Below are 16,256 nucleotides of genomic sequence, written 5' to 3' on the forward strand. Positions count from 1 at the left end.
CTATCACATGCGCTATAGCCTATCGGAATGATAAGGGGACTTAAATTATCTTTTCTAAAAAGCTTGTGCCAAATTGTTATGTTCGAATGAATTTGTGCTTTTAAAGTAGGGATAAAAAAAGCAAATCAGAAGATTTGCTTTTTTTTATTTTTGACTTATTCGTCTTCGAGCTCACCGGCACTGACCGTTTCTGGCTCCTCCAGAGAAACATCGAAAATCAGAATGGCTTTACCATCAGTTTCAATCATACCCTGTTCTTCAAGTGTCTTCAGTACACGGCCGACCATTTCGCGGGAACAACCGACAATACGGCCAATTTCCTGACGGGTAATACGAATCTGACGGCCATTTGGTAAAATCATCGCCTCAGGCTGAGAAGACAAGTCGATCAGGCAACGTGCAATACGGCCTGAAACATCAATGAATGCCAGATCAGTCACTTTACGTGTGGTATTTTTCAGACGGCGTACCAGCTGAGCAAATACCGCATAGCTCAGATCAGGATATTGCTTGCTGATTTCATGAAAATTTTCATAGGTGATTTCAGCAATTTCACACACATCACGTGTACGAACTTCTGCAGTACGTTGTGGATTTACCTCAAATAAACCCATTTCCCCAAAAAAGTCACCTGGATTTAAATATGCCACGACAATCTCACGATCATCATCTTCACGAAGAATGATGGATACAGACCCCTTCAAAATCAAATACAAAGATTTAGATTCTGATCCTGCATCAATGATCGTAGTACGTTTTGGATAACGATTAATATATGCACGTTTTAACAGTGCTTTCACGGATTCTGGTAATTGCCCCGGAGAAAGCGCATCTGTGCTTAATTGTGAAAAGTTTGAAGTCATGCTTACGGTTCCGAATATGGATAATGTATAGATCGCACAAGACCTAATGTGAACTTGTCACACAGTGGGATTGAAATTCCGTATCAACCCAATTTATGTTAGTGTACAGTTACTTGACAAATTTATAGCTTTTTTTAGGTAGTTGCAATGCAAACAAGCGTTCATTGGTTAGAGAATGTTGCTTTTGAAGCAAAAACTCAAAGTGGTCATACCATCATTATGGATGGTTCAGCGGAATATGGCGGTGAAAACCGTGGTCCCCGTCCAATGGAACTCCTTTTAACCGGTCTGGGTGGCTGTGCATCTTTTGATATTGTGACCATTTTGAAGAAAGCCCGTCAGGATATTAGCGATGTACGTTGTGAGTTAAAGGCTGAACGTGCGGATACAATTCCGGCAGTTTTCACGAAAATTCACTTACATTTTGTCGTGACAGGCAAAGCCATTAAAGAGAAACAGGTGGCAAAAGCCGTAGAACTTTCTGCAGAAAAGTATTGCTCTGCCAGCAAAATGCTTTCGGATGGCGGCGTTGAAATTACCCATGATTATGAAATTATCGAAGCAGAATAAACTTGCAATCTTCTAAAAATAGCAGCCTGAATGGCTGCTTTTTTATACCAACAAATTGCCGAGCAAAACTTCTGAAGACTCTATCTGATTAAGTCCCTTGAACCAGGTAATGGGTGCCATCTTCAAAGATCAGAATATTGTCTGGAAATCTTAAAGCGCCCAGCCGGTGACGAAATGCCACTTGCTGCTGACGATCGAGATATCGTTTACCCACTGAATAATCCACACAAAATACATTTTGTTGCTGTCCATACCATTGCAATGCATCGATCGATTTAAATAGTCCGGCCTTTTCTTCAGTAGTTTTAAAGTTTCGCCAATAATGCCCAGTAATCACTGGAATTTGATCGGTATAGCTGTCCCACCATGGCAAACGATCGATCATGCGCCATCGGCCACCGGCGTAAATGGGTTGCACCGCGATCTGTTCTGCACCTGAAGTGATGACCCGAATTGGATTGTGCATTTGCTCACGCAGCTCTTTTTCTGCGAGGTGTTGCAATAAAGGTAAAGTTGCAGCTGGGTCTTTGAACTGGTGTTGGTATTGTTGCTGTTCATTCTGCATTAATTCATTAATACCTAAGGCTTGCAAATCCAGCGCTGTATGCTCAACGAATTTAGCATAGGCTTCTCTGAGCGAATTGAAATGAGAATCACGTAATCGATCAATGGATTGCTGATGCCAGCAGGCATGTACCACACGCAGCTGCTCAGACTCGAGCGCCACCGGCAAGCGATTTAAAAAATCTAGAATCCACTTACGGTCTGTGGCTGAAGCCTGTATGGAATCAAAAGGTTTCAGATCATCCTGATGCGGTGAACCAAAAAACCAGCCATTGCCTTCCCGAAAAGTATCGGTCAACAGGTTCAATTCATGATTGCCAATGACACATTGTGCATAGCCTTCATCTACCAGTTGTTTGACCCGTTTAATCACCGCGACACTATCCTGCCCCCGATCACACAGATCACCAACAAAAATCAGTTTACGCTGTTCAGGATGACGACCGTGCCGGTCATAACCCAATACATGAATCAGTTGTTCCAGTGCTGCAATCTCGCCATGAATATCCCCAACGATATCCACGGGGCCAGTGAAAGCCTGTTGTATAAATGAATATTTCACTTATGCATCCTGAGTTAAAATGAAGCCAGATGAACATCCTTGGAGTATGCTTTAAATTTTTTTAGATCGGAATACAGAACACTAGATACTTTAAATAGTTCAGTTAAAATATGTCAGGTTTAAATAAAGATTTTTTATAAAATATATTTTATCTTGATTTTAAAATGACCTAAAAAATACCAGACATAATCCTTATATGCTTTAAGAGTTTAGTCCTGCTATTTTTTGTATTTTTGAGTGCAGGCTGGACTTTATGAAACAATTAAATTTATTACATTAAAATTAAGTCATAAAAAAGCCCATTCTTTGAATGGGCTTTTTTGAATCTTGGTAGGTATATCCAGACTCGAACTGGAGACCTCTACGATGTCAACGTAGCGCTCTAACCAACTGAGCTATACACCTAGAATGTATGGCATATTATAAATTTTTCTGACTGAAGACAAGTCTTTTCATTTGATTTTCAAACTGTCAGCACAAGTTTTAAGCAAATCCTTGAATTTTTTCAATTCTTGATCAGTAAGTTCTGCTCCTGAATAAAGATACTTTTCAAAAATCCGGATTGCCTCTATAAATGCAGACTGATTTTCGTCCTTAACCTGTTGGGATAAACGCTGCATCCAGTGATGAAAAGTTTCAGCAGGCTGTTTTTTGAGATCGTCAGCTAAAGATTGATTCAACTGTTGGATAGCACGATCAAATGGGGATTGAGCCTGTCGGGCTTTTAGATAAATTCTTAATATATAAGCTAGAATCAGTAATGCAATACTGCCGAGCAAAACCACAATACTCGAATAAACCGAACTCAGACCTAATTTTGATAGCCAGTTCTGTTGCGATTCTGCATTATAACCCACCACCTTGCTTTGCCACTGGTAGCTGGCATAATCGCTCCAGACCCGCATCTTGGTCATCCACTGATTATTCTGCGATGTCCAGGTCGAATTATTTGACCAGACTCTTTCATCTTGAGACAGCAGGTTTTGCATTCCGCCATCTATACGTTGCGGCGCAATCATGGCGGTCGGATCAAAGCGCTGCCATTTCTGATCTAACCAGACTTCTGTCCAGGCATGAGCATCCAGTTGCCGGACTTCCCAACTCTTACGATCCGGTGCCAGTTCTCCACCCTGATAACCAGTCACCACACGTGCAGGAATCCCGACATAACGCATCAGCATGACGAAACTCGATGCATAATGCTCACAAAACCCTTGCCGGGAGTTAAATAGAAATTCATCAATCCGGTTTTGTCCCAACTGGCCCGGTTTCAGGGTATAAACAAAGTTATTCTGCTGATACCAGTTCAGAACGTTCTGCACATAACGGCGTGGATCTTCAGCACTTTGCATATATAGGCGTTGTGCCAGCTGCTGCGCTTGAGGATCCAATCTGCGCTGTACCTGGGTATTGATTCGCGCAAGATATTGACCTACAGCCTGAGGATCATATTGTGTCCCAATCCACTGCAGCGGAATCGGTTCAACACGTTGCGTGAGTCGTCGCGGCACAATACTCCAGTCCTGACGGTTATAATAACGGCGCTCCACAGGTATTGATTTTTCCAGCCCCATGATCCAGAACACCGAAGGATCCGCAGCCAGATATTGATAGTTCCATCCAACCGGCACTGGCGAGCTATCCATGGGCTGTCGCATTAAAGGTTGCTGATTGACGAAACTGCTGGTCCAGCGTTGACCATCATATTCATCCAGTACCAAGGCGCGCCAATACAGCTCTGAACGCGGTGGGAGTTTACTGACATCACCGATAATCCGGAAAGCCAATGCACTAGACTGCGATAATTCAGCAATATCACCGGGCGACATGCTGTCGCTAATACCGGTCACACCTTTATTTTCTGGGATGGGAATATGCCAAAGTGGTGGCAAACGCGGGAAGAAAATAAACAGCAGGATAAAAAATGGAATGGCGTACAGGATAAACTTCGCTACATGCTTGGCATCCTGTTGTAAGGCGGCACGCTGGGTGGTCGGCTCCTGCTCAAACTCGCTGGTCTGAATCCGGTACAGGCCAATCAGACAGCTGATTAAACACAGCACAATCACGATCGCCATGCCAAATGACTGACTGTATAAAAATGAACTGGCAGCGACAAATAGGGCAAAATTAAACAAAATAATTAAGTCACGTTTATTTTTACTTTCCAGTGATTTGGCAAATAAAAAAGTAGATAAAACCGCTACCCCAGCCTCGACACCAATAAAACTCTGATGGCTCAAATAAATACTGCCGAGTGCCAAAGCCGTCAGCAGGAAAGTGCCCGTTTTAGGAAATGGCTGCTGACGTTTCAGGAAAATCCAGATACACACAATACTAATCGCAAAAATAATACTGAGTAGAACCGGAATAAATACCATCTGGGCGATGAGAATCAGGCCCAAAGTCAGGACAATTGAGGTGCGGATTTTTGCATTGATCATGAATTTACCTGCCTTAGGCCTGCGCCAACAATTGTTTGGCTTTCCGCAGTTGTTCTTCACCTGCGCCCTGAGGCAATTCGGCCTGTGGCAAATGCAGACTATACGCACATTGCTGCTGCTCGCACTGCTCGACCAGACCCATCACAAATTCAAGTTTTTCTTCATGTGACTGGCTCGGCATATGTGCATAATGAATCTCGATACTGTGTTCATCCTGATACTGCTCAAAGACTTTGACATACAAGCCTTGTCCACGCGCAAACTGCTTCCAGGATACCGACTGCAAGGAATCGCCAGTCTGGTAATTTCGCAGTTCGCGAAATTCATCCATATCTGGTTCAAAGCGGTTCAGATGGTATTTATTTTCTGCGCTAAAAACTTCTGCTTTGGGCGCAACCCAAGCAGTATGCTGATGATAAAGATAAGTCCAGGCCCGAACCAATCCAAAAGGATAAACCGAATATATTTGAATGACGGGATAATCAAATTTACCGCGTTGCTCTGCATAAAATGGCAGGATAAACTGCTGCTTCTGTGCATTCAGATAAACCTTGTGTAGCTGATTTCCAGCTTTAATATACAAATAATGTGGTCGAACTTGCTGCTGCTGAAAATACATTTGCAGATTCAGACTGTGTCCGACCTGCCCCACTTCATCCGCAATTAATTCAATCTTCAAGCCATGCAGCTGCTTAAACGTCAGATAAAAACTGATACACAGCACAGCACTGATTAAAAAGCAGAAACCTAAAATCAGGTTGTTGGCATAATTTACCCCTGCCACAAAGGTGATCAAGATCAACACCAGATACAGATAGCCCTGCTGATAAATAAATACCAAGACGTCTTTCTGCGAGAGCTGTTTCTGCTGTGAAAATTGAAAGCGTTTGGCCAGCCATTTTTGCCAGGTTTTATCCAAGAGAGGACTCCTTTAGCTGACCGCAACCTGTTGCATGACATTCAAAGTTTCAGCTTCACTCAAACCCAGACGATGTGAAGTCACCGCCACAAATACGGCCTGTACGTCATCCGCTGTGACAAAGGCACGTTGCTGAATCAGCGCATGCGCTTGTGCTGCACGCTTGAGTGCCAATAAACCACGGGTGGACAGGCCATGACGGTTCTTGCGGGTTTCTTCCGCCAGATCGAGCAGATATTCCTGAATCGCTTCACTCATAAAGACCTGATGCGCCAGACTTTGCAGATCCAGAATTTCATCTTCAGTAAAAATATGCGCCAGACTGGCAATCAGGGCAAAACGGGATTCCTGCTGTAATAACAGCTTCTCGGCATGACGCGATGGATAACCCAAAGACAAACGCATCAGAAAACGATCCAGCTGCGATTCCGGCAAGGCATAAGTGCCGCTTTGAAACAGCGGGTTCTGTGTGGCAATCACCCAGAATGGTTTTGGCAAGGCATAGCGTACGCCATCAATGGTGGCATAACCCTCTTCCATGGCTTCAAGTAAGGCACTCTGGGTTTTGGGGCTACAACGGTTAATTTCATCTGCCAGTAAAATCTGGGTGAAAATCGGGCCTTGTTTAAACTCGAACTGATGTTCTTTCTGGTTAAACATATTAATACCAATGACATCGCTGGCCAGCATATCGTTGGTAAATTGAATCCGCTGGAACTTCAATCCTGCCAGATGTGCCAGACTACTCGCCAATGTGGTTTTCCCGAGACCCGGTAAATCCTCAAATAGAACATGACCACCTGCAATCAGACAGCACAGCGCCAACTTGGTCTGGGCCTGCTTGTCCAGTACGATGGCATTGACCTCTTCAAAAAAATGCTGGATCTTGGGTGCATAACTTGCAATCTTTTGTTCAAGCACAGTATTGAGATGTGCAGTATCGTTATTTTCCTTTTGTTTCATGCCCCAGATCACACTAATTTTCCTAATAAAACATGGTCTAGGATTAACATACACTGAAATTTTAATTTCCCCAAAAGATCAATTCTCTATCTGTGTAACTGAATGAGAATACCCGCGACAAAATGGCGAAAATTCAAATAAAAATAGGTGGGTTTTATCAAGTACGGAGAAAATGGCAACACAGAAAACAGGCAAAAAAAACTGGTTCAAGAGGAAATCATTTTTTCTTCTAGTGCGAGTATTAATCCTCGCATACATTTTATGTATGATAGTTAAAACACCATACTTAAAAGGTATGCAGATTTATTTTTATCCTGGATTTGAATCAAGAATATTCTGAAACAACTGAGTGAATGAAATGAGAGGTCATTCGCTCGGCCATTTTTAAGACCGATATTTAGGCATAAAAAAGCGCCCCGAAAGGCGCTTGTTTTACTCAATGATTAACACGGACACTTTTTCATCCCGCCGCCTGCCGATGGATAACGCGAATCCACACAGTGACGATAAAATGTTTTCGGGTCCATCGCTTCCAGATCTGGATGATGTTCTTTCATGTGCTCCACATAGGTCTGGTAATCTGGCACCCCAACCATCAGGCGGAAACTTTGCTGCAAGCGTTGCCACAAGGTCGCAATACGTGACCAGTTTTTCGGATTCAGGATTAAGTCCTTTTGTGACATCACGGTCATTTTGATGATTTTATAAATCATGGTTTTTCCGCTTTTGGCAAATTTCAGATTCATAAGACTCTCCTTAATGACCTTTCGCTGGCTGAATGTCTTCAGGATCGCGATAGATGGCTTCTGCTTCATGCACAGAAGGATTCGGATCTGCTAAAGCACGACGAATCACGCGAATCGCGGCGAACAGCATCACAAAAGCAACGATCATAAAGAAGGCACAAAGTGCGGCATTAATCTGATTCGACATGGCCACAGTCTGCATTTCTGCAATACTTTTAGCCGGCGCCAGGATTTCATTATTGGCAATGGCCGTATTGAAACGATCAGCTTGTGCCAGGAAACCAATCTTCGGATTTTCGTGGAAAATCTTCTGCCAGCCGGCAGTCATGGAAGTAATGAACAGGAAAACGGTCGGGATAATGGTGACCCAGACATATTTCTGTTTTTTCATCTTGAACAGAATGACTGTACCGAGAATGAGCGCCATCGCAGCCAGAATCTGGTTACCAATACCAAATAGCGGCCATAAGCTGTTAATGCCGCCGAGTGGATCGACCACGCCCTGATAGACGAAGAAGCCCCAGCCTGCGACTGCAACCGCAGTACCCAACAGGTTTCCGAAGAAATTATGTGATTGTTTTACCGCAGGAATCACAATACCCACAGTATCCTGCACCATGAAACGACAGGCACGCGTACCTGCATCAACAGCAGTCAGAATGAATAATGCTTCAAACAGAATCGCAAAGTGATACCAGAACGCCATCATTTCACGGCTATTGAAAATTTCCGTAATGATATGTGCCATACCAATTGCAAAAGTTGGCGCACCACCAGTACGTGACAGAATCGAGTTTTCACCGACTTCTTGAGCCAATAAAGTCAAGGCTTCAGGGGTTACCACAAAACCAAGGGTACGCACTGCTTCTGCCGCACTTTCTGCGGTAGTCCCAAGTAAGGCGGCTGGCGAGTTAATCGCAAAATAAATTCCCGGATCCAGAACTGCGGCACAGATCAAAGCCATGATCGCCACAAAAGATTCCATCAACATTCCACCATAACCGATCACACGGATATCGCGTTCGTTATTGACCAGTTTCGGTGTCGTTCCCGAAGAGACCAAGGCATGGAAACCGGAAATCGCACCACAGGCAATGGTAATGAACAGGAATGGGAACATGGAGCCTGCAAATACCGGGCCAGTACCATCAATAAACTTGGTCACCGCTGGCAGTTTCATTTCAGGCATGGCAAACAGAATACCAATCGCCAGACCAGCAATTACACCAATTTTCAAGAAAGTGGATAGATAGTCACGTGGTGCAAGCAACAGCCACACCGGCAATACTGATGCAATAAATCCATAGATAATCAATGCCCAGGTCAGCTCAGTTCCCGATAGTGTGAAGAACGGCCCCCAGTACGGATGTTGCGCGATGTTTTCACCGTAGATGATCCCGAGCATCATCAATACAAAACCAATAATCGACACTTCTGCAATTTTACCCGGACGGATAAAACGCATATACACGCCCATAAAGATCGCAATCGGAATCGTGGCAGCAATACTGAACACGCCCCACGGACTATTGGTCAAGGCTTTGACGACCACCAGTGCCAACACCGCCAGGATGATAATCATCACACCCAAGGCACCCAGCATGACGATAATACCGGCAAAGGTGCCGAGTTCCTGCTTGGCCATTTCACCAAGTGAACGACCGTCACGACGGGTCGAAATAAACAGCACCAGAAAATCCTGTACCGCACCGGCCAGTACTACACCGACCAAGAGCCAGATGGTTCCGGGCAAATAACCCATTTGCGCAGCCAGGATCGGACCGACCAGCGGGCCTGCACCGGCAATTGCAGCAAAGTGATGGCCAAACAAAACACTTTTATTGGTTGGCACATAGTCCAGACCATCGGCCAGACGATGCGCAGGGGTTAAACGGCGCTCATTCAGCTCGAATACTTTGGTGGCAATAAACAGGCTATAGAAACGGTAAGCAATGCTATAGACACAGGCAGCTGCCAGTACCAGCCAGACTGCATTGACATGCTCACCCCGACTCAGGGCCAGCACTCCAAAGGAGACTGCACCCACTATGGCTACCAAAAGCCAAATTATTTTCGAAGTCAGCGTGGACTTCTTTTGTAAAGTTTCCATTCAATCCCTCATATTGTGATGCATACAAATCAGCGCGGTTGTTGTTGTTCGAAGTACTGCTGTTTTCCCTTGCGACTTTACGCCTGTTCTTTTCACTTTCCTCTAAGACTTTGGCATAAAAAAAGGGATGATCTAGATCATCCCTCTCGATAATAGTCTATTTTAAAACCATTATGCACGTTCTAAATAATCACCAGTACGGGTATCTACACGAACGCTTTCTTCTTGCTGTACGAATAATGGAACACGTACCACAGCACCTGTTTCAAGTTTCGCCGGCTTACCGCCGCCGCCAGAAGTATCACCACGAACGCCTGGGTCAGTTTCAACGATTTTAAGTACCACGAAGTTCGGTGGAGTCACGTTTAACGGCACGCCATTGAACAGCATAATGGTACATTTTTCATTTGAATCGTCTTTTAACCATTTTGCAGCATCGCTCATCGCTGTTTTATCAGCTGCGATTTGTTCAAACGATACAGGATCCATAAAGTTCCACATTTCGCCATCGTTGTACAAGTATTCCATTTCTACTTCAACGATATCAGCCGCTTCTAGGTTCTCGCCTGATTTGAATGTTTTTTCCAGAACTTTACCTGATTTAAGGTTACGTAATTTTACGCGGTTGAAGGCTTGGCCTTTACCTGGTTTTACGTATTCGTTTTCCATGATTGAACATGGGTTACCATCAAGCATAACCTTAAGGCCTGACTTGAAATCATTCGTAGAATAATAGGCCATGACTGGCGCTCTCCAAACTTACTAACTTTAATCTATCGATGCTAAGGGCTGTTGCAATGTCATTTAGCAAGTCTGACACGAACATTAAGTTGCCACATGCACATTCATTTAATGTTACGTATTCTAAATGAGCAATGGCGCTCGCCGCAATGAAAAATTCCGCTTTCAGCCCTTCACACTGCCTAAGTTAGCATCAGGCATGAAAATCCTTTGTTTATTCATGTCTTGCTGGACGCTAAAATGCCATCCGGCTGTCATCATTTTTGACATGACATATAGTCATGACGACAAATTTTATCGCACAGCAGATTATTCTGGTTCTCGACAAACTGTTAAACTGCAACCCTCTGGCCTTGCCCTCCCACTTCTACTGTTAATCTTCCAGCATGACGAATTATTTATATCAAGAACAAAACTGGCAATCACAGCTTAGCGACCTGATTACCGATCCGCACGAACTGCTTGAACTGCTGCAACTCGCCCCGGCGCAGCTGCTCTCAGGTGCCATTTTGGCTAGTGAACAGTTCAAATTACGCGTGCCACGTGCTTTTGTCGGCAAAATGCAGCCAGGCAATCCTTTAGACCCGCTACTGTTACAAGTCCTGCCGCATCATCTGGAGCTGGAAGATCATCCGGGATTTGTTACCGATCCCTTGGGCGAAGAACAGGCCAATCAGCAGCCCGGTGTATTACATAAATATAAATCGCGTTTCTTGCTGACACTGACCGGTGCCTGTGCCGTGCATTGTCGTTACTGTTTCCGCCGGCATTTTCCTTATCAGGACAACCTGCCTAAAAATGAAGACTGGATCAATATCAAGCAATATCTGCAAAGCCAGCCTGATATTAATGAAGTGATTCTGAGCGGTGGTGATCCACTGACCTTATCCAACCGGAAATTGCAACTCTGGATTGAGCGACTAGAATCTCTACCACAGCTCAAATTTTTAAGAATACATTCACGAGTTCCCATTGTGATCCCTAACCGGGTGGACGAAGAGCTACTTAGCATGTTAAAAAACAGTAGGCTACGTATTATTCTGGTGGTACACTCCAACCATGCATCGGAGCTGGATGACTTCACCTGCAAGCGTTTGAACCAGTTGGTTCAACAACAGATTACTGTGCTGAATCAGACAGTTTTATTAAAAGGTGTGAATGATTCTGCTCAGGTTTTGACAGATTTAAGCTATCGCTTGTTTGATGCCGGGGTGATGCCGTATTATTTACATGTACTTGATAAAGTAAAAGGTGCACATCATTTTGATTTACCACCTGATGACATTTATGAGATTTATACTGAAGTTTTAGCGAACCTTCCGGGGTATTTGGTTCCTAAACTGGTTCGAGAAATAGCGGGCGAGAACAATAAGACACCGCTTTTTGGGGTTTCAACATTTTTGAGTTAAATAATAAAGATGAGCAAGCATACGTCCGACATTTTTCAGACACCGACGGAACTCACACGGGATCAGCTGAGCTTTTGCCCGACGACTGCCAAAGCTTTGCAAGAGTGGGTTTCCGGTATTTCAATTTTGCAACTGGGAAATTCATCCAAATCCCTGTTTAATGCCTTATTAGAAATTTCTGAGCTGAAATGCACAGAAACCCTGCGCTTTGACCTGATTCAGGTCTTGCATCCGACCCTTGAAAATGTTCTGACCAGTCTGGAAAAGCATTTTGTCAATCAGGGGCTGATTACTTCGGATCGTAACGATCAAATCATTGAACTGGCCATGCTGCTGCGTAGCCATTTTGCCAAAATTTATATTGATATCGTCAAACGCTGTAATCATCAACTGACCCATCAAAAATTTTCCCTGTTTTCTCTGGGTAAAAAGAAAAGCATTCAAACTGCGCGTATGGTGTCGATTTATTATGCTTTGCAACAGCTCAGCCTGCTGTTATATCAACAGCATATGTTATATAGCACACCGGGTATGGGGCAATGGTTGGCTGCACATCAACTGCTTGAATGTGCAATCGAAAATAATTTCTACCAAAGCAATATCAATCAGGTCTTAGGCACCCAGCACGAGATCCAGAATATTGCACATGCTTATGCTCAACTGATTTTACTGGATATTTTTAATACCCATCAGATTCGCCCTGCAGAAATTCAAGGGCTGTATTTATGCAGTTTTGACTGGGCCAAACTGGTGCAGATTCTGCCGAAAGAAACCACACTTTCGCGCTATGTAGTCGACGCCAGCAAAGATCACCCCCCGATCTTTAATTCACATCAGGGTGAACATTTTCAGCCAAGCTTCTATATTTCCACCCAGAATCTGATGGAACATTTGACCCATACTCAAAGCAAAAATGCTCAGTATCTGTCGCGTAATGAAAAACTGTTCCTGACCCCTGCACTACATTTTCATATCTACAATCTGCTCTCGAATAATATCGAACGCCGTCACGAACGTTATGAATATTCAGCCCAGATCAATATCTGCTTTGGCTTGACGGTGGCACATTTTTATCTATCCAAAGGTAAAAACTTTAACGAGACCCTGGAACTTGAGGCCAATTATAATTTCCAGAGTGAAAGCAGTTTTGTCAGCTCAATGGAAAATGCCATTCCAAGTGGTTTTAGCAGCATCAAGGCCCTCGATCGCGAAACCAAACAGATTCATAGCGCTGAAGTTCTGGATATTAGTGTCAATGGTTACCGGATTAAATGGTCAGGCATTACCCCTGCCAATCTGAAAACCGGTGAATTTATTCTGGTTCAGGAAAAATCACAGCGTCAGTGGCGTGGTGGTGTGATTCGCTGGATCAAGCAATCGACCGACAAGAGTCTGGAAATTGGTCTGGAAGTTCTGGCTCAGGAATTATTCCCTTGCGCGGCTTATAGCCGTACCGAACGCCATCATGTCAATTATCAGCCTGCACTGCTGGTAAAAATGACGCAACTGGATCAGGTCACGACCAGTGTGATTGTCTCTGGTTCACAGATGTTTAGGGAAAAACAAACCATTCATTTACGCCTCGGTCAGAAAGAATTAAAAATCTATCTGACCAAAGCACAACTGATTACGCAGAGTTTTATCCGTTTTGATTATGAATTATTGAATGATCAAGAAGAAGAAATGATAGAAAACTTTATCGGTCAGCACATGAATGAAAGCAGAAATCATGATTTATGGGAAGCATTGAAGTGAGAAATCCATTATTGTCTAAAAAGTTAAAACGTACCGAAACACGTTTACTGATTATTGATGATAATCAAATTAGATATAACCAAATCCGTGATCTTCTGACCAGCAATGACTATCAGGTTGATGCTGTCCTGCTTGATGATTTGCAATCTTTTGAAAAACAGTTAAATTTTAACTGGGATCTGATTATCTTTGGCCGTGCTTATGATCTGAAATATGAACAGGCCTTAAGTCTGGTGCGTCTTTCCCAGCAGCCTCATCTGCCGATGATTTTGCTTAAACCGGATGACTATCAGGCTGAACACTATGCCCAGTATATTCATAAAGGAATTTATGACATTCTCAATTTTGACTACCTGGAACGCTTTTATGTGGGATTGATTCGGGCATTGTCATTTAGCCGTATATCGCAGACTCAGCAACATTTGCTCAATGAACTGGAAGCAGCACAAAGTCAGACACAATCCTTAGTCGAAGATAGTAATCGTGCCATCGCAACCATTCAAGAAGGGATTCATATTCAGGCCAATGCAGACTATCTGAAACTGTTTGGCTTACAAAGTGAAGACGAGATTATTGGCCTGCCGCTGCTAGATCTATTACAACCTTCTGATCTAAACGACTTTAAAACACGTTTCAAAAAGATTTCTCAAGGCCAGGTCGATTTAGGCCGGGTTGAAATCCACTCTCTTAATCCGCGTGTCGCCGCATCTAAGCCATTAAAACTGGAATTCTTGCCATCCAGCGCTGAAGAAGATGCACTACAAATTACTATTGATACTCAGGCTCAAGCAGGCAATACCGAGAAGCCGGCCGGAAAACCAAGTACTTTCCAGCTCCTTAAACGTGAAATAACCAAACAGTCCGCACCTGTAAATGCCATGGTAACTTTCTCTTTAAGTTCCTATGAACCAGAAGTTCTACAGTCTGAGTGGACGACGTTTAGTGGATATTTCAAAGCTGTTAAAGAATTCCTCAAAGAACAAACCCATGTTCCATTATTTAAGCTGGAATATGACGTCCTTGTCGGTCTGTTCCAGGCAGATTCCAAAGCAATTCTTGAATCCAAACTGATCGGATTAAATGCGCTCAGCAAGCCGCAATTAGTGACAGTGGGACAACATTCGTTCCCGCTCAATTTACGCATGGGTTATGTGGTTCTGGAACAGGGTTTAAATGATGAAGCGCACTGCAATGAACTGATTGCACGAGCCTTCTCTACGTCTTTACCTCAAGCAGAAGTAGCACCTGAATTTGTACTGGATATTCCTGCTTCACTGAGCAACCAGCCATCTCTAGAAATGCCGCAGATCGATTTTAGTGTGGCTGAAACACCAATCGAAAGCCCAACAGTTACGGCGATCAGTCCAGCAGTCAGCTCTATTCCTGCGGCGACACCTCATATCCTGAAAGCTTTGAGTGAATGTCTGGATCGTGGTGAAATCCATTTAAAATATCAGCAGTTGTATGATAAAGAAGATACCCGTCTTTATACTTATGAAGTGACCAGCGGCTTCATTTATGAGAATAAATGGCAGGATATTTCTACACTGCTTGAACTGCATGAAGATGATGAGCTGTCAATTAAACTGGATCGCTGGATTCTGGTTGAAGCCAGTAAACAGTTGCACAATTTTATTACCCAGTATCCGGATGCGACCTTAATCGTGAATTTGAACCGTGCGGTACTGTTTAAAGACCGTAGCTTCCCGGAATTTATTTCCAAGCTGATTACGATTATTCGTAGCAAAGTCCGACATCCGCTGATCCTGCAATTCTCAGAAGAAGATATTCTGCTGAATCAACAGGATGCACAGAAATATCTACGTGTTCTGCATGAACATGGCGCGCTGATTGCGCTGCGTGATTTTGGTCAATCGATGTATAGTCCGAATTTGCTGCGTGAGCTGGAAATAGATGGTGTCAGCTTGCATTCCAGCTTGACCCAGATGCTGAATAACGAGACTGAAGTCGAGCAGCTGCAGGAAAAAATCACCAGCTATAATGATATCAAACCGCTGAATATTCTGGTCCGCGAATTAAATGATATGACCCTGTTCGCCAATGCCTGGAATGTCGATGCCCGCTTTATTCAAGGGGATTATTTCCAGAAAAAACTCGATCACCTGATTGATGTACAAGAGCATTAAATAGTTATATGCCTGCCATGCGGTTACTTTCCAAATGGCAGGCACAAAAAAACGGGCTTGAGACCCGTTTCTTTTATTTTGGGTATTAACGTTTAACAGAACGTGACATACCAGCAAAACGTTGTTTGAACTTGTCGATACGACCGCCAGTGTCAACGTTCTTTTGCTTACCAGTGTAGAATGGGTGGCAAGCTGAACATACGTCTAGGTAAAGTGTTTCTTTACCAGCAGCTGAACGAGTTTCGATTACGTTACCACATGAACAAGTCGCAACTAAAGTTTCATATTTTGGGTGAATATCGGCGCGCATGGTCGATTACTCCATTAGATTCAAGAAGGTTTAGCTGTCATCGCTATTGATCACTCTCAAATGAGGAAGCAGGAACAAAGTTCATGCAGATCAACACCACAACAGACCATTCTTTTGGCCCACCGAGACGGATACCGTCAGAGCTAAGCACAA

Annotated in this window: 13 protein-coding genes and 1 tRNA gene; 4 read left to right on the forward strand and 10 right to left on the reverse strand. The window is 43.7% G+C overall.

Annotation, left to right across the window (positions count from 1 at the left end; translation table 11 throughout):
* Positions 1 to 155: 155 nt before the first annotated feature.
* Positions 156 to 863, reverse strand: coding sequence for a cAMP-activated global transcriptional regulator CRP (gene crp, locus FTU44_RS07750; RefSeq protein WP_005171629.1), 708 nt, complete (start codon positions 861 to 863; stop codon positions 156 to 158).
* Between the two features lie 147 nt (positions 864 to 1,010).
* Between crp and FTU44_RS07755 the strand changes: the two genes are divergently transcribed.
* On the forward strand, positions 1,011 to 1,433 hold the full coding sequence (locus FTU44_RS07755) for an OsmC family protein (RefSeq protein WP_005171632.1): 423 nt from the start codon (positions 1,011 to 1,013) through the stop codon (positions 1,431 to 1,433).
* An 88-nt stretch (positions 1,434 to 1,521) separates the two neighbouring features.
* On the opposite strand, the gene FTU44_RS07760 is transcribed toward FTU44_RS07755, so the two are convergent.
* From FTU44_RS07760 to efp, 8 genes are all read right to left on the reverse strand, one after another.
* Complete coding sequence (locus FTU44_RS07760; protein WP_180050003.1) at positions 1,522 to 2,559, reverse strand: metallophosphoesterase; 1,038 nt, start codon at positions 2,557 to 2,559, stop codon at positions 1,522 to 1,524.
* A 328-nt stretch (positions 2,560 to 2,887) separates the two neighbouring features.
* Positions 2,888 to 2,964 (reverse strand) — tRNA-Val (locus FTU44_RS07765).
* Between the two features lie 47 nt (positions 2,965 to 3,011).
* Positions 3,012 to 5,003 (reverse strand): DUF3488 and transglutaminase-like domain-containing protein, encoded by a 1,992-nt coding sequence (locus FTU44_RS07770; protein ID WP_180050005.1) that lies wholly within the window; start codon positions 5,001 to 5,003, stop codon positions 3,012 to 3,014.
* A gap of 13 nt (positions 5,004 to 5,016) precedes the next feature.
* On the reverse strand, positions 5,017 to 5,922 hold the full coding sequence (locus tag FTU44_RS07775) for a DUF58 domain-containing protein (protein WP_180050007.1): 906 nt from the start codon (positions 5,920 to 5,922) through the stop codon (positions 5,017 to 5,019).
* Positions 5,923 to 5,934: 12 nt separating this feature from the next.
* Positions 5,935 to 6,897: a MoxR family ATPase gene (locus FTU44_RS07780; RefSeq protein ID WP_005096506.1), complete on the reverse strand. Its 963-nt coding sequence runs from the start codon at positions 6,895 to 6,897 to the stop codon at positions 5,935 to 5,937.
* 431 nt (positions 6,898 to 7,328) lie between these two features.
* Positions 7,329 to 7,631 (reverse strand): YbdD/YjiX family protein, encoded by a 303-nt coding sequence (locus FTU44_RS07785; RefSeq protein ID WP_180050009.1) that lies wholly within the window; start codon positions 7,629 to 7,631, stop codon positions 7,329 to 7,331.
* 10 nt (positions 7,632 to 7,641) lie between these two features.
* On the reverse strand, positions 7,642 to 9,741 hold the full coding sequence (locus FTU44_RS07790) for a carbon starvation CstA family protein (RefSeq protein ID WP_180050011.1): 2,100 nt from the start codon (positions 9,739 to 9,741) through the stop codon (positions 7,642 to 7,644).
* 171 nt (positions 9,742 to 9,912) lie between these two features.
* Entirely contained in the window at positions 9,913 to 10,482 is a 570-nt protein-coding gene (gene efp / locus FTU44_RS07795) for an elongation factor P (RefSeq protein WP_005171644.1), read from the reverse strand.
* A 386-nt stretch (positions 10,483 to 10,868) separates the two neighbouring features.
* Here efp and epmB point away from each other — a divergent pair, with 386 nt between their 5' ends.
* The 3 genes from epmB to FTU44_RS07810 are packed head-to-tail and all read left to right on the forward strand — an operon-like array spanning position 10,869 to position 15,793.
* On the forward strand, positions 10,869 to 11,891 hold the full coding sequence (gene epmB, locus FTU44_RS07800) for an EF-P beta-lysylation protein EpmB (protein ID WP_100358087.1): 1,023 nt from the start codon (positions 10,869 to 10,871) through the stop codon (positions 11,889 to 11,891).
* 9 nt (positions 11,892 to 11,900) lie between these two features.
* Positions 11,901 to 13,646 carry a GTPase gene (locus FTU44_RS07805; RefSeq protein WP_180050013.1) on the forward strand — a complete coding sequence of 582 codons (1,746 nt, stop codon included), beginning with the start codon at positions 11,901 to 11,903 and terminating at the stop codon, positions 13,644 to 13,646.
* Positions 13,628 to 15,793, forward strand: a complete 2,166-nt coding sequence (locus FTU44_RS07810) for an EAL domain-containing protein (RefSeq protein ID WP_180050015.1) — start codon at positions 13,628 to 13,630, stop codon at positions 15,791 to 15,793. Before FTU44_RS07805 ends, FTU44_RS07810 begins: the two co-directional genes overlap by 19 nt.
* 85 nt (positions 15,794 to 15,878) lie before the next feature.
* Here the strand turns inward: FTU44_RS07810 and rpmE are convergent, their stop codons facing one another.
* Entirely contained in the window at positions 15,879 to 16,103 is a 225-nt protein-coding gene (rpmE, locus tag FTU44_RS07815) for a 50S ribosomal protein L31 (protein ID WP_005096496.1), read from the reverse strand.
* Between the last annotated feature and the right edge of the window lie 153 nt (positions 16,104 to 16,256).

The organism is Acinetobacter sp. YH12105, from assembly GCF_013419095.1.
Classification (GTDB): domain Bacteria; phylum Pseudomonadota; class Gammaproteobacteria; order Pseudomonadales; family Moraxellaceae; genus Acinetobacter; species Acinetobacter pseudolwoffii.